The sequence below is a fragment of the Allobosea sp. 05L423 genome, assembly GCF_056397745.1.
The window spans coordinates 905213-929944 of sequence record NZ_JBFTOA010000003.1 but is presented as its reverse complement, the minus strand read 5'-3'; the positions used below and the strand labels follow the sequence as shown (position 1 = coordinate 929944).

The following is a 24732-nucleotide window of genomic DNA, read 5'->3' as shown; positions in this document are numbered from 1 at the left end:
AGCGCCGAGGTCGGCTCATCGAACAGCATGATTTTCGGGCTCATGCACAGCGAGCGGGCGATCGCGACGCGCTGCTGCTGGCCGCCCGAGAGCTGGCCCGGATATTTCGCCGCCTGCTCCGGGATCTTGACGCGCTTGAGATAGTGCATCGCGATCTCCTCGGCGTCCTTCTTGGGCATCTTGCGCACCCAGATCGGCGCCAGCGTCAGGTTCTCGAGGATCGTCAGATGCGGGAACAGGTTGAAGTGCTGGAACACCATGCCGACATCGCGGCGGATCTCGTCGATCTTCTTGAGGTCGTTGGTGAGCTCCGTGCCGTCAACGATGATCTGGCCCTTCTGGTGCTCCTCGAGCCGGTTGATGCAGCGGATCATCGTCGACTTGCCCGAACCGGACGGGCCGCAGATGACCAGCTTCTCGCCGCGCTGAACCTTGAGGTTGATGTCCCGCAACACGTGGAACTCACCGTACCACTTGTTCACGCCGATCATCTCGACCGCCGTCGCCGTGTTCAACGAGGTCTGCTTCAGCGCCGCAGGCCGGGTATCCGTCATCTTGGTTTCTGCCATTGCCATGGTCGTCATCCCTCTCAACGTTTTTGGCCGGCGGCTAGGCGCTTCTCGACAGCTACCGAGTAGCGCGACATTCCCCAGCAGCAAAGAAAATAGAAGAGCGCGGCGAAAGCGTAGGCTGTCGACCGCGTAGTCGGCGTCGCCCAGGTGGGGTCGACGAGGGTCGCCTCGATCGTGCGCAGGAAATCGAAGATGCCGACGATGGTGACCAGCGTCGTATCCTTGAACAGCCCGATGAAGGTGTTGACGATGCCGGGGATCACGATCCGCAGCGCCTGCGGCAGGATGATCAGACGCATCATCTGCCAGTAGCCGAGGCCGAGCGACATCGCGCCCTCGTACTGGCCCTTCGGGATCGCCTGCAGGCCGCCGCGCACCACCTCCGCCATGTAGGCGGCGGCGAAGAGCGCGACGCCGATCAACGGCCGAAGCAGCCGGTCCGGCGACCATTCCTGCGGCACGAAGAGCGGCAGCATGGTGTTGGCCATGAACAGCACGGTGATGAGCGGTACGCCACGCACGAACTCGATGAAGATCACCGAGAGCAGCTGGATGGCGGGCAGGCGCGAGCGGCGCCCCAGCGCCAGCAGCACGCCGAGCGGCAGCGAGAAGACGATACCGACCGCGGAGATCAGGAACGTCACCGTCATGCCGCCCCAGAGCCCGGTGTCGACACGGGGCAGCCCGACCTTGTCGGCCAACACCGCCAGCAGGCCGAAGACGACCAGCGCGATCAGGATCAGGCGCTTGGGCCGATAGAAGCGCTGCCAGGCCGGCATCTCCTGTTCGACGGCCAACTGTGCCTCGCCAAGCCAGAACTTGGCCAGCGAGGGCACGAAGGACAGCACCAGATAAAGCACCGCCAGCGCGAAGCTGAGCAGGATCAGGAAGCGCAGGAAGCTCTCGGCCCGAGCCCCGCCCAGTAGCAGGATGAAGGCGCTCGCCGGCAGGATGATGAAGAAGAAGAAGACGCCTATCTTCTTCAGCGGCGCCTTGGTCCAGAGCATCCAGACCACGCCAAGCGCGAACATCGCGAAGACGATGTTGACCCGCCAGCGCTCCACCACCGGATAGGACCCGTATATGAAGTACTGGAAACGGTCGGCGATATAGGCCCAGCAGGCACCGACCGGCCGGCCGACCTTGTCGGCGAGGCAGGCCTCGCGATGCTCTCCGGTCCAGACTGCGTCGAGGAAGTAGAAGCGGACCAGACCCGGCACCGCGTCAAACACGAGATAGGCGCAGAGCAGGGTCAGGATCGCATTGAGCGGGCTGGAAAACAGGTTGGTCCTGATCCAGGCCCAGGGGCCGGCCACGGAGAGGGGCGCAGGCTCCTGCTGCAACGTCTCCTTGCGGACGAAGGCGTAAGGGGCGTTTTCGATCGTTGCGTCGGTCATCGATCCGCCCTCACCGTTCGACCAGCGCCATGCGCCGGTTGTAGAGGTTCATGAAGAACGACGTCACCAGCGAGATCGTCAGGTAGACCGCCATGGTGATGGCGACGACCTCGACCGCCTGGCCGGTCTGGTTCAGAACCGTGCCGGTGAAAACCTGGACGAGATCGGGATAGCCGATCGCCACGGCCAGAGACGAGTTCTTGGTCAGGTTGAGGTATTGCGAGGTCAGCGGCGGGATGATGACGCGCATCGCCTGCGGGATGACGACGAGCTTCAGCGTCGGGCCGGAGCGCAGGCCGAGCGCATGGGCGGCCTCGGACTGCCCCTTCGAAACCGCCAGGATGCCGGCGCGCACGACCTCGGCGATGAAGCCGCCGGTATAGGTCGAGAGGCCGATCAGCAGCGCCACGAACTCAGGAAAGATCTGCATGCCGCCGGTGAGGTTGAACCGACCCTGCTGCGGATAGTCGAAGGAGAGCGGCCGACCCGTGATGAAGAAGACCAGAAGCGGCAGCCCGATGATCAGCGCGAGCGCGACCCAGCCGTTATGGTACTGCTTGCCCGTCTGCATCTGCTGGCGACGCGACCAGATGAAGAAGGCGATCGCCGCCACGACGCCGACAATGAAGGCGATGACGACCGCCTCGAAAGCCGGCGCGAATTGCGGGCTCGGCAGGATGATGCCGCGATTGTTGAGATAGATGCTGCCGGGCAGCGCGATCGAGTTGCGGGCGTCCGGCAAAGGCTTCAGCACCGCGTTGTACCAGAAGAAGAGCTGGAGCAGCAGCGGGATGTTCCGGATGACCTCGACATAGATCATAGCCAGCTTGGCGACGATCCAGTTGTTCGAGAGCCGCGCCACGCCGACGGCGAAGCCGATGAAGGTGGCGAGGACGATACCGAGGGCGGCGACGAGCAGCGTGTTGAGCAGGCCGACCAGAAAGGCCTGACCATAGGTCGAGCCGCCCTGGGCCGAGAACGGGATCAGCTTCTGATTGATGTCGAAGCCGGCGGCGTTGTGCCAGAAGCCGAAACCCGAGGCGATCTTCTGCGCACGCAGATTTTCGATGGCATTGGATGCGGCCGACCAGATCAGGAAGCCGACTACCCCGACCAGCAGGATCTGATAGACGTAGCCGCGGATCCTGGGGTCGTAGAACAACGACGCCTTGCCGGGTGATACCGTTTGGTCGGGAATGCTCGACACTTGTCACGCCCCTTTTGCTTCGCTTGTGGCGGCCGGCGATCCTTCGGCTGTGCGGTTGCGCCGAGGTCGTCCTGTTGTCCGTGCCGCTTTTTCTGTGAGCTTCTTGCCGGAAGGGCGCGCCATGCGGGCCCTTCCGGCGTTCACGGACCCGACGCGATACCGACGCCGACAGCTGCCGCTCTGGCGGCAGTGATGCTCTCTGTCTTCATGCCGTTCCCCTGTTCGGAGCGGGTTCGTCCCGCTCTCCCCGATTGAACAAATCTTGAGCAGCAAATGCTGATACGGCAAGCCCTGCTGAAGCAAAACCCCGATCAGCAAATCCCGGACCAACCGCGCCAACCACCATCCGGCGCCGATTTTGAATCTCTGCGCGCCGGAAACCACCGCGTCAACGAACAATCCCGTCAATGCGCTGTGACGCTTCGCAATCCGTTGGATTGCCCTGATCCAGGGCGAATACAGCAACGCCGCGAAACGCTTCGAGAGCGGCTCGCGGCGCGGGCGGCAGCTTCAGGCCGCGGAACAAACGGGGCACCGGTCTAGCCGGCGCCCCGCGAATGCATCAGCGAACCGGCGGAGCGTATTGCAGGCCGCCCTTGGTCCAGAGCGCGTTCTGACCGCGGGCGATCTTGAGCAGCGAACCCTGGCCGACGTTGCGCTCGAACGATTCGCCGTAGTTGCCGACGTGCTTGACGATGCGCACGACCCAATCCGGCGTCAGGCCAACCTGCTCGCCGAACTTGCCCTCGGTGCCGAGCAGGCGCTTGATCTCGGGGTTATCCGACTTGAGCTGCTGTTCGACATTCGCCTGGGTCACGCCCAGTTCCTCGGCGTTCAGCATGGCGAAGCCGACCCACTTCACCAGGTTGAACCACTGCGGGTCGTTATTGCGGACGGACGGGCCGAGCGGCTCCTTGGAGATGATCTCCGGCAGGACGATGTGGTCGTCCGGGTTCGTCAGCTTCAGGCGCTCGGCGTAAAGGCCGGACGCATCGGTGGTGAAGGCGTCGCAGCGGCCGGCGTCATAGGCCTTGACCGTCTCGTCGGAGGTCGCGAAGGCCACGACCTCATACTTCAGGTTGTTGGCGCGGAAGTAGTCGGCGAGGTTGAGCTCGGTGGTGGTGCCCTGCTGGGTGCAGACAGAAGCGCCCGAGAGCTGCAGGGCCGAGTTCACGCCGAGCTTCTTGCGGACCATGAAGCCCTGGCCGTCATAGTAGTTGACGCCGGTGAAGAGCAGGCCGAGCGAGGCGTCGCGCGTCATCGTCCAGGTCGAGTTGCGCACCAGCACGTCAATCTCGCTCGACTGGAGCGCGGTGAAGCGGTCCTTGGCCGAAAGCGGGATGAACTTCACCTTGTTCGGGTCGTTGAAGATCGTCGCCGCGATCGCGCGGCAGAGATCGACGTCGAGTCCCTTCCAGTTGCCCTGCGCATCGGGCACGCCAAAGCCGGCGAGGCCGGTGTTCGAGCCGCAATTCAGGATACCGCGTTGCTTGACCTGCGCGAGCGTCGCCTGGGCCGAAGCCGCGGTTGCGGAGATCGCCAGGCCGATTCCTGCCGCAAGAGCGGCGGCTACAAACTTTTTCATCGGTACTCTCCCATTGAAGCCACGTTTCCGGCTTGCGCCGAACGCCATCCTGGTCTCGCCGCCGGCAGCTTTCCGCTGCTCGATTATCTTTGCGTTTGGTGCGGCGCCCCCGTTGCCGAGTCGATTGCCAGAGTGCCCCATGAGCGTCAAGCAACCGCCACCCGCCCCCGGCGCCCCTTGTTCACCGCATGCATCACATGCGAGTTTGTGGGGTGTGGTCAAGCCCGGCTGCATTTTTCCGCTTCCGAGACCTGCCGTTTCCATGAAAAAGCTGTCTTCGCCTGAATTTGCGCGCCTCGGCGAGCGGACGCGCCTCGTGCTGGCCGGACGCGACCCGGCCGATAGCTACGGCTTTGTCAATCCGCCTATCGTACGAGGCTCGACGGTCGTTTATCCCAACACCGAAGACTTCCTGGTCCGCAAGGCGCGCTACACCTATGGCACCGACGGCAATCCGACGCTCGACGCGCTGATCGCGGCCGCCAACACGATCGAGGGCGGTGCCGGCGTGGTCGTCACGCCATCGGGGTTGATGGCCTGCACGCTCGCCTTCCTGACCATGCTCTCCGCCGGGGACCACGTGCTGGTGACGGACAGCGTCTACCGCCCGACTCGCATCTTCTGCGATACCTTCCTGAAGCGGATGGGGATCGAGACCACCTATTACGACCCGCTGATCGGCGGCGACATCGTCAAACTGTTCAAGCCGAACACGAAGGCCGTCTGGACCGAGGCGCCGGGGTCCCAGACCTTCGAAATGCAGGATATCCCGGCCATCGTCGCGGCCGCGCATGAACACGACATCCCGGTCGCGCTGGACAACACCTGGGCGACACCGCTGTTCTTCGACGCCCACAAATTCGGTGTCGACTACTCGGTGCAGGCCGGCACCAAATACTACGCAGCCCATTCCGACGTGCTGATCGGCACCATCTCGGCGCGGACGCCGGAGCAGTTCAGGAAGCTGCGCGCAGCCTGGAATCAGCTCGGGCTGATCGTGGCGCCGGAGGATGCCTTCCTGACGCTGCGTGGCATGCGGACGATGGCCGTGCGCCTCAAGGCGCAGATGCCAGCGGGCATCGCCATGGCCGAATGGCTGCGCGAACGCCCCGAGGTCGCCCGCGTCCTCCACCCCGCCCTTCCGGGCGCGCCCGGCCACGAGATCTGGAAGCGCGACTTCACCGGCGCCTCCTCGCTCTTCACCATCGAGCTGAAACCCGTCTCGATGAAGGCTGTCGGCGCGATGCTCGACGGCCTGACCCTGTTCGGCATCGGCGCCTCCTGGGGCGGTTATGAGAGCCTCGTCCTGCCCTTCGACTGCAAGGACTACCGGACGGCAACCAAGCCCGATTTCAAGGGACCGACGATCCGCCTCCATATCGGCCTCGAAGATATCGAGGACCTGAAGGCCGATCTCGACGCCGGCTTCGCGCGCTTGCGCGCGGCGAGCTGAACGAGGACCAGGCCCCTTCCACCGCCGTTCTCGGGCGAAGCGAAGCGCAGACCCGAGAATCCCCCGCAGGATGGGAGGCCTTTTCTGCAAGAGATGCTCGGGCCAAGCCCGAGCATGACGCGCCGGACAAGCTGCTTCAGACCCGGCCGATCTCGAAGTCGCGCCCGAGCAGCTTGGCGAGTTGCTTGAGCCGGCCTTCCACGCGCTCGCTCGCCAGGGAAGCGAGATCCCCAGGAAAGCGCAGGACCAGGCGGTTGTCGACGCAGGTGGCCGGGATGCGCGGCAGGATGCCGGCCATGCCGGCAGACAAAAGATAGGCGACGCGGAAGATCGCGGCGATCAGCGTCGCACGCGCCAGGAGCGCCGGCTGAAGCAGGGTCTTCAAGCCTTCGGCAGCCGGCGAGCTGGCCTTTAGACCGGCATAGCGATGGAAGATCGTCATCGCCAGGAAGGCCCGCCCGACATGGTCGATGCCTGTGAAATAGGCATGGGCGATGACGTTCATGCTCTGCTCGCCGCGATAATCCGGATGGGCGCGCCAGCCGATGTCGGAGAGAAGGCAGACGGTCTCGATCAAGCGCCCCGAAGGCTCGTCCTGCACCAACCCGGCGGTTTCGAGAATGCCGTGGACCCAGGCGATCAGGTCAGCGGCGTGACGCGGATCGCGGGCACGCAGGAGATTGTAGTCGCGCGCGGCCTGCAGCAGCGGGTCTGCGGTCTGTTCCCGCGGCGAGAGCTGCTCATGCAGCAGCCCTTCGCGCACGCCCTGCGCCGAGATGACGATGTTGCGCGGCTTGCCGCGCTTGATCAGCTCGTCCAGCACCAGCGCGCCATAGGCGAGCAGCGGCCGACGTGCCGAGGAGACGGAATCGATGGCGTCGAGCACCGAGGCGTCGGCCCGCTCGACCAGCTTGACAAAATCGGAGGCATCCTTCGGCGGGATCGCATAAGCATGCATCACGTTGAGCGGGTAGTTCGCGCGGCGCTGATGCAGCGTCGCGAGCGCGCGCCAGGTCCCGCCGACGGCGAAGAAATCGCGCCCCTTCATCGCGGCGAGCTGCGGCAGCTTGTCGAGCTCGTCCTTCACGATCTTCTCGGCCGCGCGGATCGAGCCCTTCGAGCGATCGAGCAACGCGAGGCCCCCGAGCGGGACGCTGGCGCCCTTCCCCACAGCGCCGTTCTTGACAGAAATCAGCTCCAGGCTGCCGCCGCCGAGATCGCCCACGACACCGTCCGGAGAATCGAAACCCGAGATCACGCCGAGGCCCGAGAGAATTGCCTCGCGGCCGCCGGAAATCAGCTCGATCGGCTGGCCTATCGCCTCTTCGGCGCGGGCGATGAAGTCCGGCCCGTTCTCGGCATAGCGTGCGGCGGCCGTGGCGATGACGCGGAGCTCGCCGACATGCATGGCTTCGCAGAGGATGCGAAAGCGGATCAGCGCCAGGATCGCCTTCTCGATGGCGTCCTGCGCCAACCGGCCGGTCGTGGCGACCTGCCGGCCGAGGCCGGCCATCTCCTTCTCGTTGAAGACCTGCGACGGCGCCCGCGCCAGCATCTCGTAGACGACGAGGCGGACCGAGTTCGAACCGATGTCGACGATGGCGATGGTGTCGGCGAGCGCAAGCCGCCCCGGCGCGTGCCGGAGCTCAGGCTTTACGGCCTCCCCGGCGCGAGAGGGAGCGGGGACTTGAATTCGAGAGCGATTTTCCACGTCCGGACAGACTCGGGTTCGTCATGAAGTACTTATGCGCGTTGAACGGCTCTTCGTTCGGCGCAGGGACAATGCGGCGCGAGCCGCCATCGGGCAATATCGTCCAGCTCTGCTCATTGTCGAGCAGGTTGGCCAACATGATCTGATCAAGCAACTGCTGATGCACGGTCGGATTGAGGATCGGCGTCAGGGCCTCGACGCGGCGATCGAGGTTGCGCGGCATCAGGTCGGCCGAGGAGATGTAGACCTTGGCCTTGGGCGAAGGCATGCCGTGGCCGGCCCCGAAGGCATAGACGCGGGTGTGCTCGAGGAAGCGGCCGATGATCGATTTGACCCGGATATTGTCCGAGAGGCCGGGCACGCCCGGCCGCAGGCAGCAGATGCCGCGCACGACGAAGTCGATCTCGACGCCGGCCTGGCTGGCGTCATAGAGGGCGTCGATGATCTCGGGATCGACCAGCGAATTGCACTTGCCCCAGATCGCGCCCTTGCGGCCGGCCTTCACATGGGCGACTTCCTCGGCGATATCATCGAGCAGGCGCTGCTTGAGGCTTGTCGGCGAGACGGCCATGCGCTCCAGCCCGGCCGGCTCGGCATAGCCGGTGATGAAGTTGAAGATGCGCGCGACGTCCTGCGCGATCACCGGGTCGGCGGTGAAGAAAGAGACGTCGGTGTAGATGCGGGCCGTGATCGGGTGGTAGTTGCCGGTCGCGATATGGCAGTAGCTGACGAGCTGGCCGGCCTCGCGCCGCACCACCAATGACAGCTTGGCGTGGGTCTTGAGCTCGATGAAGCCGTAGACGACCTGGACGCCGGCGCGCTCCATCTCCTTCGCCCAGCGGATGTTCGCCTCTTCGTCGAAGCGCGCCTTCAGCTCGACCAGCGCCGTCACCGACTTGCCGGCCTCGGCAGCTTCCGTCAGCGCCTTGACGATCGGCGAATTCGCCGAGGTGCGATAGAGCGTCTGCTTGATCGCGACGACATTGGGATCGCGCGCCGCCTGCTGCAGGAACTGCACGACGACATCGAAGCTCTCATAGGGGTGGTGGACGAGCAGGTCCTTCTGGCGGATCGCGCCGAAGCAATCGCCGCCATGCTCGCGGATGCGCTCGGGGAAGCGGGCGTTGTAGGGCTTGAACTTCAGGTCCGACCGGTCGACGCCCACAAGTTGCGAGAGCTCGTTCAGGCCGATCATGCCGTTGACTTCGACGATCTCGTCGGCATCGACCTTGAGCTCGCGCACGATGAGCCGGCGCAGATGCGCGGGCATGCCGGTCGAGAGCTCGAGCCGGATGACGACGCCGAGCCGGCGCTGCTTCAGCATGGTCTCGAAGACGCGGACGAGGTCCTCCGCCTCCTCTTCGATGTCGAGATCGGAGTCCCGGATGACGCGGAAGGAGCCGGTGCCCTTGACCTCGTAGCCGGGGAAAAGCTTGCTGATGAAGAGCGAAACCGCGTCCTCAAGCGTGATGAAGCGATGCAGCCCCTCGCGGGCGAGATCGGGCAGTTCGATGAAGCGGTCGATCTTGGTCGGCACCCGGATCAGCGCGTCGAGCTGGCGCCCGTCGTTCTTGCGCTCCAGCGCCAGCGCGATGGTGAAGCCGAGATTGGGGATGAACGGGAAGGGGTGCGCCGGGTCGATCGCCAGCGGCGTCAGCACCGGGAAGACGTAATTGAGGAAATAGTCCTCCAGCCAGATCCGGTCCTGCGAGCCGATGTCGCCCGGCTGCAGCAGGTGGATGCGATTCTCATGCAGATCGTGGCGAAGCTCCGCCCAGCGCGCCTGCTGGTCGTCGGTGAGGGCCGAAACCGCCTCGCCTATCGCGGCGAGCTGCTCGGCCGGGGTGAGACCGTCCTGGCTCGGCGTGACCACGCCGGCCTTGAGCTGCTCGCGCAAGCCGGAGACGCGGACCATGAAGAACTCGTCGAGATTGTTCGCCGAGATCGACAGGAAGCGCAGCTGCTCCAGCAGCGGGTGACTGCGATTCGAGGCCTCCTCCATGACGCGGCGATTGAACTGCAGCCAGGACAGCTCGCGGTTCATGAAGCGCTCGGTCTGCCGGCGCAGCGGCGCCGCATCAGCCTCGCCGGAGAGCTTCTCCAGCTCGTCGGTCACGGTCTCGAGAGTCATGCGCTTCACCCGTGTCCTGATCGTCTTTCCGCTCATGGCGCCGTTGAAGCCATTCTAGCGTGACGTTTCGATGACGGGCGACATGATTTCGTATGACAGCATGGCCGCTCTGCAAGCACGCGCTCTTTCACGCGGGCTCCTCGGGAAACAATTCCGACAGCACTTCCTGCACAAGCGGGCGCGTGACGCGCCGACCGCGCTCCAGCGCGACGCGATCGAGACGGTCCACCACCTGCCGCGCGGCGGCGAAGGAGCGCTCCATCCTGAGCGCCAGCGCCTCGATGACGGCCGTGTCGACAACGAGCTGGCGGTCGATGAAGAGCTTGACGAGGAGCGCCCGCAGCAGCCCGTCATCGGGCGGCTCGATCGTGGCGCCCGGTGCGAGCCGCAGCCGCGACAGCAGGTCCGGCACCCGCAGGCCCCAGCGGTCGGGTTCGGTGCGCGCCGTCAACAGCAGATGCCCCCCGCGTGCCTTCATCGCGTTCATCAGATGAAAGAGCGCGGCCTCGTCGAACGGCCCGGCGTCGCAATCCTCGACCACCAGGGCGCCGCCGGAGACAAGGTGCGGGACCTTTGCCTCGCTCAGCTCCGTGGCCTGAATCGTCCAGGCATGGGCGGCGCGGGCCCAGATCGCGGCAAGATGAGTCTTGCCGGCACCTTCGGGCCCGGTCAGCCGCAGCCAGGCGTCAGGCCATTGCGGCCAGCGTTCGATCAGTCCGTAGGCCGCCTCGTTGGAGGGGCCGACCAGAAAATCCTCGACGCCGTGGCGGCTGTCGACGGGCAGGTCGAGGGCGAGCTGGCGCGGACGTGGTGGCACGTCGGACATGATCGGCTCAAAGCTCGGCGTCGGCACGCGCCTTCGCCGAGGCGGAACGCCTGGCGCCGATGCCATGGTAGAGATTGCTGGCGAGATATTGCCGCAGCGCGAAGCGGCAGAGCACGCCGATAACGGCCGCAAGCGGCACCGCCAGCAGCAGGCCGACGAAGCCGAACAGCGAGCCGAATGCAAGCAGCGCGAACATCAGCCAGACCGGATGCACGCCGATCGAATCGCCGACGAACTTGGGCTGGAAGATGTTTCCTTCGAGGAACTGGCCGGCGAGGAAGACGCCGAGCGTCGCCAGCGGCCAGGTCCAGTCAGGCCAGAACTGCACGATCGCCACGCCGACCGAGAGCACGAGCCCGGTCAGCGAGCCGACATAGGGGATGAAGGACAGGAAGCCGCTGATGATGCCGATCAGCGCGCCGAAATTGACGCCGATGATGCTCAATCCGATCGCGTAGAAGGTGCCGAGCAGCAGGCAGACGAGAGCCTGGCCGCGCAGGAAGCCCGCGATGGCCATGTCCATCTCGTGCAGGAGACCGCGGATGGTGTCGCGGTGATCGAGCGGCAGCCAGCTGTCGACGGCCGCGACCATCCGATCCCAGTCGACCAGGAGATAAAAGGCGATGACCGGCGTCAGCACGAGCAGCGAGAACACGCCGACGATGGCGGTGCCGCCACTCCAGAGCGACTTCAGCAGGCCGCCGACCCATTGCGTCGCCTGACCGACGAGGTTCCCCAGCGAGTTCTGCGCCTCCTGCTGCAGGTTGCCGCCGCCGAAACGCTCCAGCCAGGGGAATCCTTTCTCCATCGCGAGTGCCTGCAGCTTCGCGGCGTCGGAAGGCAGCCTGTCGACCAGCCCGGCGAGCTGCCGCCCCAGCAACGGCGCCAGCAGCACCAGCCCCAGCACAAAAATAATCAGGAAGATGATGAGGATGACGATGGTCGCCGTCAGCCGGTTCATGCCCATCCGCTCCAGCCTGTCGGCCAGCGGATCGAGGAGATAAGCGAGCGCGAGCGCCGCGATGAACGGCAGCAGGATGTCGCGCAAGAGCACGAGCAGGAGAACGAAGACCAGGAGGGAGCCCAGCCAAAAGCCGATCTGGCGCTGCAACGTCATCGATCAGCCTCTTTCGCCTATCCGACCAGCGGAATGGGACAAATGTGCACGGAAAGCCGCAGTTCCAAGCGCCGGCCGCATGTAAAACTTCGTCAGCCCGCCATGTGGCGCAGCCAGAAGGCGAGATAGGCCGTCATCGAGGCGAGCGTCAACAGAGCGACGACGAACTCCGCCGCCGCGGCAGCCCACCCGAGATCGATGCCGAAGGCGCGCGAGCCCAGCGCCAACGCTGCAAAAGCAATCTGCGCTGCGGTGTTGAGCTTGCTGACGACGAAAGGCGCGATCGTCACCGGCCGCCCCATCAGCCAGGACAGGATCACGGCCGCCACGATCATGAGGTCGCGCGCCACGACCAGGATGACGAGCCAGGCGGGCACCACACCGACGACCGCGAGCGTGACGTAGATCGAGACGATCAGCGCCTTGTCGGCGATCGGATCGAGATAGGCGCCAAGCTCGCTCGCCATGCCGCAGCGCTTGGCGAGGAAGCCGTCGATCGCATCCGAGAGCCCGGCCACCACAAAAAGAATGAAGGCGATATCCCAGCGCGCATTGACGATCATGACGATCACCAGCGGCACCAGGAACAACCGGCCGACGGTGATCAGATTGGGGATCGTCATCCAAAACGCCCGAGCGCATCTCGACAGAAGAAGACGCTAAGATCGCCGACAGTGGATCGGCAAGAGCGAAAACGCCGATACGCCTTGCAAGGCGCGGCGCGCTTGCCTATCGCTCGCGCGAGCACAAAGGAAGGCAAAATCCAATGAGCAAGCCCGGCGCAAACGGACTGACCTATGCGCAGGCGGGTGTCGACATCGACGCCGGCAACGCCATGGTCGACGAGATCAAGCCGCTGGTGCGCGCCACGCGCCGGCCGGGCGCCGACGCTGAGATCGGCGGGTTCGGCGGGTTGTTCGATCTCAAGGCTGCCGGCTTCAGCGACCCGATCCTGGTCGCCGCCAATGACGGCGTCGGCACCAAGGTGAAGATCGCGATCGAGAGCGGACTGCACTCGACGATCGGCATCGACCTCGTCGCGATGTGCGTCAACGACCTCATCGTCCAGGGCGCCGAGCCCCTGCTCTTCCTCGACTATTATGCCACCGGCAAGCTCGACCCGAAGGTCGGCGTCGAGATCGTGCGCGGCATCGCCGATGGCTGCCGCCAGGCCGGCTGCGCGCTGATCGGCGGCGAGACCGCCGAGATGCCCGGGATGTACGCCGAGAAGGATTACGACCTCGCCGGCTTCGCGGTCGGCGCGGCCGAGCGCGGCACGCTGCTGCCGCGCGAGGACCTGCAGCCTGGCGACGTGGTGTTCGGCCTGCCCTCCTCCGGCGTGCACTCCAACGGCTATTCGCTGGTGCGCCGCATCGTGGCGCTGAGCGGGCTGGGCTGGGGAGCCCCTGCTCCCTTCGCTCCGGCCAAGAGCCTCGCCGAGGCGCTTCTGGAGCCGACCCGCATCTATGTGAAGCCGCTGCTGCAGGCGCTCAAGGCGACTGATGGAATCAAGGCGCTGGCGCACATCACCGGCGGCGGCTTCCCCGACAACATCCCGCGCGTGCTGCCGGAGGGACTCGGCGTCGCGCTCGATCTGCCGGCGATCCCGGTTCCGCCCGTCTTCGGCTGGCTCGCCAAGGTCGGCGGCGTCGCCGAGCGCGAGATGCTGCGCACGTTCAACTGCGGCATCGGCATGATCGTCGCGGCGCAGGCCGACAAGGCCGATGAGGTTCTCGCCGCTCTGGAAGCGGCCGGCGAGGTCCCCGTGAGGCTCGGCGAAATCGTCCCGGTCGCGGCCGGCGAGGAGCAGGTCAGCTACCGCGGCAAGCTCTCGCTGTGAGCACGGCCAACGCCCGCAAGCGCGTCGGGGTGCTGATCTCCGGGCGCGGCTCCAATATGGTCTCGCTGGCAGAAGCGGCGCAGGCGCCCGGCTACCCGGCCGAAATCGCGCTCGTCATCTCCAATATCCCCGACGTCGCAGGGCTCGACCGGGCGCGAGGCTTCGGCATCGCCACCGCGACGATCGACCATCGCTCCTTCGGTAGGGATCGCGAGGCGTTCGAGCGCGCGGTGGACGAGCTCCTGCGCGTCAACCAGATCGATCTGGTCGTTCTCGCCGGCTTCATGCGCATCCTGACGCCCTGGTTCGTAAAGCGCTGGGAAGGGCGGATGATCAACATCCACCCTTCGCTGCTGCCGCTGTTCAAGGGCACGCATACACATCGGCAAGCCCTTGAAGCCGGCGTCAGCGAGCATGGCTGTTCGGTGCATTTCGTCGTGCCGGAGCTCGACGCCGGACCGGTGATCCTGCAGGCGAAGGTGCCTGTCTTGCCCGGCGACGACGAGGAGACGCTGTCCAAGCGCGTCCTCGTCGAGGAGCACAAGCTCTATCCGGCAGCGCTGGCGGAGGTCGCCTCCGGTCGTGCCAGGCTGGCCGGCGACCGGGCCTGATCCTCCCCACCCTCTCGCTTGCAGCGCTCCCACTCCTCGCGCGCCCTCTCCTCCTCCTTCTGCCAACGGCGGAAGAGGTCGGCACGACGGGCGGGATAGCGCTCCTCCAGCGCTATGAGGCCGGTCATGCGGTCGGTGCGGAAATGGCGGAATGCCTGCCGGAGCTCGCACCAGGCAATGACGATGCGCACGCGCTCGTAGAAGGTCATGCCGATCGGCCAGATCATGCGCTGTGTCGCGTGGCCGCTCTCGTCGCTGTAGTGGATCGAGAGCTTGCGGCCATTGCGGATGGCGGCACGCACGGCGGCGACGTCAACCTGATCGACCGGCACGTCGCCGGGATAGGACGCCGCGAACAGCGCACCATCGAGCAGGATCGGCCGCAGATGCGGCGGCAGCACGGCGGCGACCTTGCTGACCACATCCTCGGCAGCGCGTGCAAGCACAGGATCGGCGCGCTCGCTCAGCCAGCGCATGCCGACCAGCACGGCCTCGATCTCGTCGGGCGAGAGCATCAGCGGCGGCAGGTCGAACCCGGCGTCGAGCACATAGCCGATGCCAGCCTCGCCGCGCACGGGAACGCCCTGGCGCACCAGCGCGCCGATGTCGCGATAGACCGTGCGCACGGACACATCGAGCTCGGAGGCCAGCGTCTCGGCGGTCACGGGGCGCCTGCGGCGACGCAGGCTTTGAATCATGTCGAGCAATCGTTCGGCGCGCTGCACGGCGTCGTCTCCCTACCCGGCCTCGTAGCTGAGGCACCATGGCCCAGCTGGGGTGACAGCTTCTGTCAGGAGCGTGTCAGCAGCAAGGCTGGAGACGGAACGAGCGCCGAACGGGGAACCGACCGTCATACTCGGGCTTGCCCCGAGCATCTCTCATCGGACGAGGCTCCTGCGCCTCCTTCAGATCGAGATTCTCGGGTCTGCGCTTCGCTTCGCCCGAGAATGACACCTCTAGAGGGTCGGACCGCCGTTCAGAACGGCCGCTTGAGCTTGCACTGGTCGATGAAACGCAGGCCCTTCTCGCGGGCCGAGTCGTTGAAATAGCCGGTGCCCCTGAACGCCTGGATCTCGTCCTTGGTCATGGCGTTGACCGTGCCCTTGGCGTAGCAGCTGCACGGGGTGTGCACGGCTTCGCGCGTCGTGCCGAGGAGCTGCGACTGCGTGATCAGGCAGGCGTCGAAGGCGCGCAGCTGGATCATGTAAGGGGTGAGGTTCTTCGCGGTCGGGTCCGGCGGCGGCAGCGCCGTCGAGCTGCTTGCGGCATAGGCCGAGACGCTCGCCAGGATCGACAGTCCACCGGCCAGCACGACCGCACCCATCCGCCGCATCATCATGATTTCGCCTGCCCTTCGAGAACGGGGCACATCGCGATCACCATGCTGCGCCCACGGTTCGGCATGGCCATAGAGCTAGGTCAGCGTCAAGAGGACGCGCGGTCTCTTACTGCGGTTTTCAAGGATAGTGCTTCCGCTGTGACGTTTTCCGACTGGCTGTCGCCGGTAACCGACCGGACACCGGGTTCGATTCCGAACCCGGGCTCGTCGATGACCGGAGCCCGGTCCGCCAGCTCGAGAAAGATGGCGGCGCAAAGCAGCCAGACGATCGCCACTTCCATAATCATCGCCGCCTCCTGCGCCCCCGCCGGCCGGAGTCTTCCGGCCCACAAGCGCACTCTGGCGACCATCGATTAACGACCGGTTCCCGGCCTCGTGCCGTGAAAGCGCCACCGCCCGGCCGCAGGGGGCTCACGTGGACCAGACTGGCAAAAAGAAAGCCAACTTTGATCCAACACGTTGATATTCCTGCGATAACGAAAAACTCACCTTAACCGTGCATTAATCCCCTTCCCTCAGATTGCCCTCATTCAATCGATCGGACGCGCCGTCGCGTCGGAGTTCTGGACTATGCGTTGCGTTGCGTATCTGGCTGGTCTGGCGACCTGCCTCTCCCTCTCGCTGCCCGGCAGTGCCCAGGCGCAGTCGAGCGATTATTCGACCCTCACCTCACCCCAGCCGGCCCAGAACTGGTACCTGACGCTCGGCGCCGGCGTGCGCTATCAGCCGGACTACACCGGCTCGGATGACTATATCTTCCGCGTCCGGCCGATCATCTCGCTCGGCAAGGGCCTGAAGAGCACCTGGTGGAGCGCCGAAGACGATGCGATGCTCAGCATCGGCTTCTTCTCCGGACAGGGCTGGCGCATCGGCTTCTCCGGCGATCTGCTTTGGAAGCGCAGCGCCAAGGTCAATCCGGCGCTCGTCGCCATGCCGGAAACCAAATTCGGCGCCGAAGCCGGCGGCTTCGTCGAGTTCTATCCGACCTCCTGGCTGCGCGCCCGCGCCGATCTGCGCCGCGGCATCGTCGCCCATGACGGCGTCGTCGCCGATCTCAAGCTCGACGCCTTCTCCAATCTCGGCCCCTGGACCCTCGGCGTCGGCCCGCGCATGCGGATCGCCTCGGCCGACTATGTGCGGACCTATTTCGGCACCTATGGCGCGATGCCCGGCACCGGCGGCTTCCTGCAGCGCTTCAACGCGGGCGTCCACACCGTCGGCGCCCTGGCGCAGCTGACCTATCACTGGTCCGATCAGCTCCAGACCACCGCCTATGTCGAGTACAAGCACCTCGTCGGCGACGCCGCACGCTCTCCGATCGTCAGGCCGTTCGGCTCGCGCGACTCGATCACCATCGGCCTTTCCGCGAGCTACTCCTTCGATACCGGGTCGAACTACTCCTTCGGGCTCTGAGAAGCCGCAAGCCACGGCAGGGCTTGCTCCGGCCATGGCTGGCGGACCCAAAAGAAAAGGGCGGACCGGAAGACCGGTCCGCCCTGCTGCTTTTCAGCTCAGCTTGCGGCTGGGATCAGCCGACGATCTCGTTACCCGAGAAGAACTGGGCGATCTCGACAGCCGCAGTCTCCGGCGCATCCGAGCCGTGCACGGTGTTCTCGCCGACCGACAGGGCGAAGAGCTTGCGGATGGTGCCCTCGGCGGCGTTCGCCGGGTTGGTGGCGCCCATCACGTCGCGATAAGCCGCGATGGCATTCTCGCCTTCCAGCACCTGCACGACGACCGGGCCGGAGGTCATGAACTCGACGAGCTCGCCGAAGAAGGGGCGCGCCGAGTGGACCGCATAGAAGGTTTCGGCCTGGGCCTTGGTCATCTGGATGCGCTTCTGCGCGACGATGCGCAGGCCGGCCTTCTCGATGACAGCGTTGACCGCGCCGGTGAGGTTGCGCTTCGTCGCGTCGGGCTTGAGAATGGAGAAGGTACGCTGGACAGCCATCGAATGATCCTTGGATGCGGTGCAAAAAGGGGAATGCGGCGCGCTTATAGCCGCCGCCTCCCTGCCCCACAAGGCTCGTGGCCGCGCTGTTCTCAGTGCCGCGTCAGGAAGGCACGGGCCTCGCGCAGCGCTTCGGCGATCTGATCGCGGCTCATCTCCCGCGCCAGCTCCTGGCGGTGCGGCGCCGCCCGGGCACAGCCGCGGGCAAAGGCGACGTTGAACCATTTCTGCGCCATGACGACATCGACGGCTCCTGCCCGCCCCGAAGCATGCATCAGGCCGAGTTCGTAGTAGGCCTCGGCCGAAACCTCCGCCGGGATCACCAACGAAGCGGGGACTGCGCTCATCTCCATGCGTGCCATGACACCACCCTCTTGTCGTTGTGCCGACCACCCGTCCAAGGCCTCGGCGATGAGTGCGAGAGTGAGCCCGACCTTTAAAATGCGAGCTAAATTTTGCGATGAATCGAGTCTCAACGAGACGTAATCGCCTGGTTAAAGCAACCAAGGGTTCACTTCATAATCCCGAAAATAGAAGTGATTTCAACGATCTGTCAGATCAGCTTCGCACCCGTCGTTGAGATTGGATTCACCTTGCGCACCGGAAACGCGGGCAGCCTCTTCCCTCGCGACAGCTTGAGCGACGCCGAAACGTCGATATAGTTCATATCTGAACCATGCGGGCATAGCTGGTCGGATAAGGGAGGATCGGATGAATCACGAGACCGGATCGAAACTCGCAGCCCTGGCCGCGCTCGGCATGCTTGCGGGCATCACGACGGCACGCGCCCAGGAGGTCGTCGGCGTCTGGGAGCGGGATACGGGTGCTTCGCGCGTGCGCTTCAGCAAATGCGGCGAAGCGCTCTGCGGCTCGCTCTCCTGGCTCAAGGACCAGAACGGGCCGGCCAAGGTCGGCCAGCGCATCTTCTACGACATGAAGCCGAACGGCGAGAACAAGTGGAGCGGCAGCGCTTTCAACCCGGAGGACGGCAAGACCTATTCCGGCACCATGACGCTCACCGGCAGTTCGCTGACCACGGCCGGCTGCGTCATGGGCGGGCTGATCTGCCGCTCGGTGAAGTGGACTCGGGCGAACTGAGTGCTGCCGTCATGCTCGCCCTTGTGGCGAGCATCCACGTCTTGAACGCTGCTTTCGATCTGCCGAGACGTGGATGGCCGGGACAAGCCCGACCATGACGCCTTCGCTTCAACGAAAGGATCGCGCTTCGCCTTAGCGCGCCCTCTGGCCGAAGAGGATCGCCTTTTCCTCGGGGGTGCTGATGCCCGCGGGGTTCCGCAGCTCCTCCGCTGCTTTCAGCCCGCGCTGGACGGCCGGGCGCGCCTGCATGGTTTCCAGCCAGCGTGCGACATTCGGGAACTGCTTGAGATCCTGACCCTGCTTCTCCCAGCCGCGCGCCCAGCCGATGCAGGCCATGTCGGCGATGGAGTATTCGTCGCAAATGTAGTCACGGCCTTCGAGGCGCTTGTTGAGCACGCCATAGAGGCGGTTGGCCTCGTTGGTGTAGCGCTCGATCGCGTAGGGAATCTTTTCCGGCGCATAGATACGGAAATGATGGGTCTGGCCGAGCATGGGGCCGAAACCACCCATCTGCCAGAACAGCCATTCATCGACCGAGACACGGGCGCGCTCGTCCTTCGGATAGAACCTGCCGGTCTTGCGACCGAGATACTGCAGGATGGCGCCTGACTCGAAGACGGAGATCGGCTTGCCGTCCGGCCCGTCGGGATCGACGATCGCCGGCATGCGGTTGTTCGGGGAGATCGCGAGGAATTCCGGCTTGAACTGGTCGCCCTTGCCGATGTTCACGGGAACGATGTTGTAGGGCAGCCCGCATTCCTCGAGCATGATGGTGATCTTCCAGCCGTTCGGCGTCGGCCAGTAATAGAGGTCGATCGGGTTAGCGGGCGCTTCGGACATCAGTCTCTTCCTTCCTGGCGTAAGGCCTCGGCCGGAACTTAAGCAGCCCACCGAACGGCAGGAAGTGCCGCGAGCCCGCCTTCAGCGCGACCTCGCCATGCCGTGACGGCGGGTGTCGTTCAGGGCGAGACGACCTTCTTGAAGCCCTCATGGCTCTGATCGAAGCCGAGGTTGCGATAGAAGCGATGGGCGTCGACACGGGACTTGTGCGAGCTGAGCTCGATCAGGCCGACGCGGTTTTCCGCTGCGAAGGCGAGCGCATGCTTGATCATCAAAGCACCGATGCCGAGGCTGCGGCTCTCGGGCGCGACATGAACGCTCTCGATCTTGCCACGCTTGCGTCCACGCGAAATCAGCCCGGGGATCAGTGTGACCTGGAAGGTACCGACCACCGCGCCCGCTCGTTCGGCGACGAAGAGCTCACTGTCCTTGCTGGCATCGACCTCGGCGAAGGCCTCTGCATAGCCGGGATTCTGCGCCTCGGCTCTGATTTCCTCCGGCGTCATCGTCTGTGTGGGGGCGCCAAGCATCATCAGCTCGACGATACGGGCTACATCGCCCGCCCTGGCGCGACGAATGGTGATTTCGGTGGCGGAGACGGGCGTGCGGGTCATCGCTTCGGCTTTCGGCTCGGGCAGTGGTGATGGCGGGGACAGGGTCACTCGGCGAAGAGCCGCTTCGCCATCAGCAGCGTGTTCGGGGTATCCTCCCGCCCGTCGAAGCGGGCCTGGCGTTGCAGGAAGAAACCCATGCGCTCGTAGAAGGCGATCGCCGGCTCGTTCTGGCTTTCGACCTCCAGCCGCGCCACGGGCGCCTTCGGGAAGCAGGCGAGCGCGACCTGCAGCAATGTCCGCCCGATGCCGACGCCTTGCCAGGTCGGCAGGACATAGAGCCGCGTCAGGAGGGCGGCGCCATCGCGTTCCTGCCGGGCCGAGGCGGTGGCGACGATCTCCTCGCCGATCAGCGCGACGAGGAATATTCCCTCGTCGCGGCCGAGCTGGCTGCGCAGGTTCTCCAGCGAATGCCAGGCATTGGTGATCTCGGCGACGCGCTGCCAGCCATAAATGCCATCATAGGTGGCATGCCAGGTCTCGACCAAAAGCGCCCTCACGGCCGGAACATCGGCGGCTTCGGCGTCGCGGATGACGAGACCTGCGGGCGTCACGGGGCATTCCTTCGCAGACGCGCTCGGCCTTCCCGCCATGTCGCGGGAATCGCCTGCGCCGCGGGAGCCTAGAGCATCGCGAGAAGACGTGCGAACCGGCTTTTTCGCATCGGCACGGACACAGTGTCGACAAGCAATCGCGCCTTTCGCATTCGGACGGACCCGCGCTCGAACAGCAACAGGCGGAGATCCCGCTCGATCATCCCGATCGCATAGGTCAGACGGCGGGCTGTACACGCGACAGGCGACGCGCGGCCGCGGAGAAGCCACCTGGCTCGACGACGGCGAGAATGACCCGGTTCTGATCGTTGGAGAATACCAGCGCGTCCATGACGCAATCCAATTCTTGATCGATTTCACAAGATCGTCAGTTGCTCGGAAGGCCCCGCAACACTAGCCCCTCCACGCAAGAATGACGGGCAACAAATGGTCGACAAGCCCGCGGAAACGGGCGGGGACGGCCAGCCGGATATCCGACGCCGGGAGGGCGCAGAGGAGGGAAACAGCACCAGGCCAAATGGCCATGAGGGGATTTCGCAATATGAAGCTGACGAGACGCACATTCACCCGGGGGCTGACCCTCGGGGCTTTGACCTGCACCGAGATCGTATCGCCTGCCATCATCGGGTCCGCCCGAGCGCAAAGCATCTCCTCAAACCGGCCGGATATCCGGCGCGGCACGTACCTCATCCGCAACGGCGCGGTCATGACCGTCGACCCCACGCTCGGCACGCTGCCGAAAGGAGACGTCCTGGTCCGTGAGGGCGTCATCGAAAGGATCGGCCAGGGGCTCGAGGCACCCGGAGCCGAGATCATCGACGCCAGCGATATGATCGTTATGCCCGGCCTGATCGATACGCATTACCACATGTGGAGCGCGCTCGGTCGCAACTTTCCGGGTGACAACGGCTTCAGCTACTTTCCCGCGAAGAACGCCATTTCTCCGCACCTCTCGCCGCAGGACGGCTACAACAGCGTCATGCTCGGGCTGGTCGAGCTCGCCAACAACGGCGTCACGACGGTCCATAACTGGTCGAACAATACCCGCTCGGCCGCTCATGCCGATGCCGAGCTGACGGCACATCGCGACTCGCTGCTTCGGGCGCGCTTCGCCTACGGGCACCCCGATCTGCTGGATGCCAGCAAGCCCTTCGCCTATGACGACATCCTGCGCACGCGGGACAAGTGGTTCGGCGCCGGCTCCCAGATGGACGGGCTCGTCCATTTCGCGGTCAACCTGCGGGGAATGGGTCCGAGCAAGCCCGAGACCTTCCACGAAGAGATGCAATGGGTGCTGAAGAACGGCCTGCGCGTAGCCACCCATGCCGGCCAATCGCCGCCGAACCTCAACAATGCCGCCGATTTCGAGCAGCGCGGCTATCTCGGGCCCAACTTCCTCTTCTGCCATTATGTGCCGGGCACCGAGGCGGATTTCGAAGTCCTGGCGCGGACGAAAACGCCTCTCAGCTTTGCGACGATATCGGAAATGCGGCTGGGGCGCGCCGGTGACTACCGCGCTGCTCTCATGCTCATGCGCAAGGCCGGCGTGATGCTGTCGCTCTCGGTCGACGCGAGCCTGATCGGCACGCCGAACATGTTCGAGATCATGCGCATGACCTGGAATCTCGGCGTTCCCTGGCAGGGCACGCCATCGGCCGGCCAGAAGCCGATCGAATTCGCCGAGGTGATCCGGATGGCCACGATCAACGGCGCGACCAGCCTCGGCCTGGGCGATGTCACGGGCTCCCTGACCCCCGGGAAGCGGGCCGACATCATCCTGCTGCGGGCGAACGACCTCAACATGGCGCCGCTCGGCCAGATCGAGACCACGGTGGTGCAATCGGCCGATCCGTCCAATGTCGATACGGTCATGATAGACGGACGCATCGTCAAGCGCGCCGGGCGCCTGGTGGGCTATGACGTTGCCAAGATCATCGCCGACGCGAAGGACTCCGCCCGCAAGCTGCGCAAGCAGGCCGGCGGCGTCCTGCTGCAGACATGCCCGGATTGCGGCTGAGCGGAAATGGCGGGAGCGCCTTCGGGCGCTCCCGCATCCGGCTCACTCGATTCCGAGCTTCCTCTTCAGGATCTCGTTCAGTGCCTGCGGGTTGGCCTTGCCGCCCGAGGCCTTCATCGCCTGACCGACGAACCAGCCGAGCATGGTTGGCTTGGCCTTGACCTGCTCGACCTTGTCGGGATTGGCGGCGATCAGGTCGTCCACCGCCTTCTCGATGGCGCCGGTGTCCGTGACCTGCTTCATGCCGCGGGCCTCGACGATCGCACGCGGATCGCCCCCCTCGGTCCAGAGGATCTCGAACAGATCCTTGGCGATGCGCCCCGAGATCACGCCCTCTCCGATCAGGTCGACGAGGCCGCCGAGCTGGGCGGCCGAGACCGGCGAGGTCGTGATGTCCTTGCCTTCCTTGTTGAGGCGGCCGAACAGCTCGTTGATGACCCAGTTGGCCGCAGCCTTGCCGTCGCGGCCCTTGGCCACCGCCTCGAAGTAGTCGGCCTGGTCACGCTCGGCGACGAGCACCGAGGCATCATAGGGCGAGAGCCCGTAAGTCGCGATGAAGCGGGCCTTCTTGGCATCCGGCAACTCCGGCAGCGCGCCCTTCAGACTCTCGACGAAGGCATCGTCGAATTCGAGCGGCAGCAGGTCCGGATCTGGGAAATAGCGGTAGTCGTGCGCCTCCTCCTTGGAGCGCATCGAGCGCGTCTCACCCTTGCCGGGATCGTAGAGGCGCGTCTCCTGGTCGATGGTGCCGCCATCCTCGATGATGCCGATCTGGCGGCGCGCCTCGGTCTCGACCGCCTGGCCGATGAAGCGGATCGAGTTGACGTTCTTGATCTCGCAGCGCGTGCCGAGAGCGTCGCCGGGCTTGCGCACCGAGACGTTCACGTCGGCGCGGAGATTGCCCTTCTCCATGTCGCCGTCGCAGGTGCCGAGATAGCGCAGGATGGTGCGCAGCTTCGAGACATAGGCCTTCGCCTCGTCCGCCGAGCGCAGGTCGGGCTTGGAGACGATCTCCATCAGCGCGACGCCCGAGCGGTTGAGGTCGACGAAGCTCATCGTGGGATGCTGGTCATGGATCGACTTGCCGGCATCCTGCTCCAGATGCAGCCGCTCGATGCCGACGGTGATCTGCTCGGTGGGCGAGAGATCGACGACGATCTCGCCCTCGCCCACGATCGGGCTCTTGTACTGGCTGATCTGGTAGCCCTGCGGCAGGTCGGGGTAGAAATAGTTCTTGCGGTCGAAGACCGAGCGGTTGTTGATCTGCGCGTTCAGGCCAAGACCGGTGCGCACCGCCTGGCGAACACATTCGGCGTTGATCACCGGCAGCATGCCGGGCATGGCAGCATCGACGAGGCTGACATGCTCGTTCGGCTCGGCGCCGAAACCGGTCGAGGCGCCGGAGAACAGCTTGGCGTTGGAGGTGACCTGGGCATGGATTTCCATGCCGATCACCACTTCCCAATCACCAGTCGCGCCCTTGATAAGCTTCTTCGGGTCGGCGGGGCGGGCATGCACGTTCATCTGTGGTCTTCCGGCTGCTAGAGCCGGATCCGATCGGGTTGAAACCTGATCGGTGAATCCGTCTCTAAGATGATATTAGAGAACGCGTGACCCGATCAGATTGCAACGCAATCTGATCGGCGCGCGCTCTTGGTCGCCTACGCGTTACGATGTCGGCGGCCTTGCGGCAAGCATCCGTTGCCTCGCATGGCCGCCCTGAAACCCCGCGGCATGGTGCAGCGCCGTTGCGCTCCTGCAACCAGATGGCGGGAATATGGCTTATCTGGCGCAATATCGCATTTCTTGACGGGTGATGGATCTTGACATTCGTCAGCCATCATCCCTTTTAGCGCCAAAGGTCGCAAAACC

25 protein-coding genes are annotated in these 24732 nt (G+C 65.0%); 6 read left to right on the top strand and 19 right to left on the bottom strand.

The window, feature by feature from the left end; all coding sequences use genetic code 11:
* The 4 genes from AC1DNE_RS12605 to AC1DNE_RS12590 all read right to left on the bottom strand — a co-directional run.
* A partial coding sequence (locus AC1DNE_RS12605; protein WP_476841074.1) for an amino acid ABC transporter ATP-binding protein occupies positions 1 to 554 on the bottom strand: 554 nt, incomplete at its 3' end.
* Positions 555 to 589: 35 nt separating this feature from the next.
* Positions 590 to 1969, bottom strand: a complete 1380-nt coding sequence (locus AC1DNE_RS12600; RefSeq protein ID WP_441472125.1) for an amino acid ABC transporter permease — start codon at positions 1967 to 1969, stop codon at positions 590 to 592.
* A 10-nt stretch (positions 1970 to 1979) separates the two neighbouring features.
* A complete protein-coding gene (locus AC1DNE_RS12595; RefSeq protein WP_441472124.1) occupies positions 1980 to 3176 on the bottom strand; it encodes an amino acid ABC transporter permease in 1197 nt (398 codons plus the stop codon).
* A gap of 562 nt (positions 3177 to 3738) precedes the next feature.
* Positions 3739 to 4761, bottom strand: a complete 1023-nt coding sequence (locus AC1DNE_RS12590) for an amino acid ABC transporter substrate-binding protein (protein WP_441472123.1) — start codon at positions 4759 to 4761, stop codon at positions 3739 to 3741.
* A 262-nt stretch (positions 4762 to 5023) separates the two neighbouring features.
* Here AC1DNE_RS12590 and metC point away from each other — a divergent pair, with 262 nt between their 5' ends.
* Positions 5024 to 6214, top strand: coding sequence for a cystathionine beta-lyase (metC, locus tag AC1DNE_RS12585; RefSeq protein ID WP_441472122.1), 1191 nt, complete (start codon positions 5024 to 5026; stop codon positions 6212 to 6214).
* Between the two features lie 136 nt (positions 6215 to 6350).
* Here the strand turns inward: metC and ppx are convergent, their stop codons facing one another.
* From ppx to AC1DNE_RS12560, 5 genes are all read right to left on the bottom strand, one after another.
* Positions 6351 to 7925 (bottom strand): exopolyphosphatase, encoded by a 1575-nt coding sequence (gene ppx / locus AC1DNE_RS12580; RefSeq protein ID WP_441472121.1) that lies wholly within the window; start codon positions 7923 to 7925, stop codon positions 6351 to 6353.
* The gene (locus AC1DNE_RS12575) at positions 7861 to 10056 is read right to left on the bottom strand and encodes an RNA degradosome polyphosphate kinase (protein ID WP_441472120.1); all 2196 of its coding nucleotides are present in this window, start codon (positions 10054 to 10056) and stop codon (positions 7861 to 7863) included. Before AC1DNE_RS12575 ends, ppx begins: the two co-directional genes overlap by 65 nt.
* A gap of 127 nt (positions 10057 to 10183) precedes the next feature.
* Positions 10184 to 10882 (bottom strand): HdaA/DnaA family protein, encoded by a 699-nt coding sequence (locus tag AC1DNE_RS12570; RefSeq protein ID WP_441472119.1) that lies wholly within the window; start codon positions 10880 to 10882, stop codon positions 10184 to 10186.
* 7 nt (positions 10883 to 10889) lie between these two features.
* Positions 10890 to 11999: an AI-2E family transporter gene (locus AC1DNE_RS12565; protein WP_441472118.1), complete on the bottom strand. Its 1110-nt coding sequence runs from the start codon at positions 11997 to 11999 to the stop codon at positions 10890 to 10892.
* Positions 12000 to 12091: 92 nt separating this feature from the next.
* Positions 12092 to 12622, bottom strand: coding sequence for a CDP-alcohol phosphatidyltransferase family protein (locus tag AC1DNE_RS12560; RefSeq protein ID WP_441472117.1), 531 nt, complete (start codon positions 12620 to 12622; stop codon positions 12092 to 12094).
* Positions 12623 to 12765: 143 nt separating this feature from the next.
* On the opposite strand from AC1DNE_RS12560, the gene purM reads away from it, so the two are divergent.
* Both purM and purN read left to right on the top strand, forming a co-directional pair.
* Positions 12766 to 13839 carry a phosphoribosylformylglycinamidine cyclo-ligase gene (gene purM / locus AC1DNE_RS12555; RefSeq protein WP_441472116.1) on the top strand — a complete coding sequence of 358 codons (1074 nt, stop codon included), beginning with the start codon at positions 12766 to 12768 and terminating at the stop codon, positions 13837 to 13839.
* 56 nt (positions 13840 to 13895) lie between these two features.
* Entirely contained in the window at positions 13896 to 14450 is a 555-nt protein-coding gene (purN, locus tag AC1DNE_RS12550; protein ID WP_441472129.1) for a phosphoribosylglycinamide formyltransferase, read from the top strand.
* On the opposite strand, the gene AC1DNE_RS12545 is transcribed toward purN, so the two are convergent.
* The 3 genes from AC1DNE_RS12545 to AC1DNE_RS12535 all read right to left on the bottom strand — a co-directional run bounded on the left by AC1DNE_RS12545 (position 14387) and on the right by AC1DNE_RS12535 (position 16076).
* Positions 14387 to 15175: a helix-turn-helix transcriptional regulator gene (locus AC1DNE_RS12545; protein WP_441472115.1), complete on the bottom strand. Its 789-nt coding sequence runs from the start codon at positions 15173 to 15175 to the stop codon at positions 14387 to 14389. The genes purN and AC1DNE_RS12545 overlap by 64 nt on opposite strands.
* 251 nt (positions 15176 to 15426) lie before the next feature.
* Positions 15427 to 15789, bottom strand: coding sequence for a hypothetical protein (locus AC1DNE_RS12540; RefSeq protein ID WP_476841068.1), 363 nt, complete (start codon positions 15787 to 15789; stop codon positions 15427 to 15429).
* Positions 15790 to 15875: 86 nt separating this feature from the next.
* Entirely contained in the window at positions 15876 to 16076 is a 201-nt protein-coding gene (locus AC1DNE_RS12535; RefSeq protein WP_441472113.1) for a hypothetical protein, read from the bottom strand.
* 283 nt (positions 16077 to 16359) lie between these two features.
* Here AC1DNE_RS12535 and AC1DNE_RS12530 point away from each other — a divergent pair, with 283 nt between their 5' ends.
* Positions 16360 to 17202 (top strand): MipA/OmpV family protein, encoded by an 843-nt coding sequence (locus AC1DNE_RS12530; protein WP_441472112.1) that lies wholly within the window; start codon positions 16360 to 16362, stop codon positions 17200 to 17202.
* Between the two features lie 115 nt (positions 17203 to 17317).
* On the opposite strand, the gene ndk is transcribed toward AC1DNE_RS12530, so the two are convergent.
* A complete protein-coding gene (gene ndk / locus AC1DNE_RS12525; protein ID WP_441472111.1) occupies positions 17318 to 17740 on the bottom strand; it encodes a nucleoside-diphosphate kinase in 423 nt (140 codons plus the stop codon).
* Positions 17741 to 17832: 92 nt separating this feature from the next.
* Entirely contained in the window at positions 17833 to 18102 is a 270-nt protein-coding gene (locus tag AC1DNE_RS12520) for a hypothetical protein (RefSeq protein WP_476766451.1), read from the bottom strand.
* 349 nt (positions 18103 to 18451) lie between these two features.
* Here AC1DNE_RS12520 and AC1DNE_RS12515 point away from each other — a divergent pair, with 349 nt between their 5' ends.
* Positions 18452 to 18838: a DUF2147 domain-containing protein gene (locus AC1DNE_RS12515; protein WP_441472109.1), complete on the top strand. Its 387-nt coding sequence runs from the start codon at positions 18452 to 18454 to the stop codon at positions 18836 to 18838.
* Between the two features lie 132 nt (positions 18839 to 18970).
* Here the strand turns inward: AC1DNE_RS12515 and AC1DNE_RS12510 are convergent, their stop codons facing one another.
* The 4 genes from AC1DNE_RS12510 to AC1DNE_RS12495 all read right to left on the bottom strand — a co-directional run bounded on the left by AC1DNE_RS12510 (position 18971) and on the right by AC1DNE_RS12495 (position 21174).
* Positions 18971 to 19678 (bottom strand): glutathione S-transferase N-terminal domain-containing protein, encoded by a 708-nt coding sequence (locus tag AC1DNE_RS12510; protein ID WP_441472108.1) that lies wholly within the window; start codon positions 19676 to 19678, stop codon positions 18971 to 18973.
* A 119-nt stretch (positions 19679 to 19797) separates the two neighbouring features.
* Positions 19798 to 20292, bottom strand: coding sequence for a GNAT family N-acetyltransferase (locus AC1DNE_RS12505; protein ID WP_441472107.1), 495 nt, complete (start codon positions 20290 to 20292; stop codon positions 19798 to 19800).
* Positions 20293 to 20336: 44 nt separating this feature from the next.
* Positions 20337 to 20843, bottom strand: coding sequence for a GNAT family N-acetyltransferase (locus AC1DNE_RS12500; protein WP_441472106.1), 507 nt, complete (start codon positions 20841 to 20843; stop codon positions 20337 to 20339).
* 217 nt (positions 20844 to 21060) lie between these two features.
* Positions 21061 to 21174 carry a helix-turn-helix domain-containing protein gene (locus AC1DNE_RS12495; protein ID WP_441472105.1) on the bottom strand — a complete coding sequence of 38 codons (114 nt, stop codon included), beginning with the start codon at positions 21172 to 21174 and terminating at the stop codon, positions 21061 to 21063.
* Between the two features lie 375 nt (positions 21175 to 21549).
* On the opposite strand from AC1DNE_RS12495, the gene AC1DNE_RS12490 reads away from it, so the two are divergent.
* Entirely contained in the window at positions 21550 to 22860 is a 1311-nt protein-coding gene (locus AC1DNE_RS12490; RefSeq protein ID WP_476766452.1) for an amidohydrolase family protein, read from the top strand.
* Between the two features lie 42 nt (positions 22861 to 22902).
* Here the strand turns inward: AC1DNE_RS12490 and gatB are convergent, their stop codons facing one another.
* On the bottom strand, positions 22903 to 24384 hold the full coding sequence (gatB, locus tag AC1DNE_RS12485; RefSeq protein WP_441472103.1) for an Asp-tRNA(Asn)/Glu-tRNA(Gln) amidotransferase subunit GatB: 1482 nt from the start codon (positions 24382 to 24384) through the stop codon (positions 22903 to 22905).
* Between the last annotated feature and the right edge of the window lie 348 nt (positions 24385 to 24732).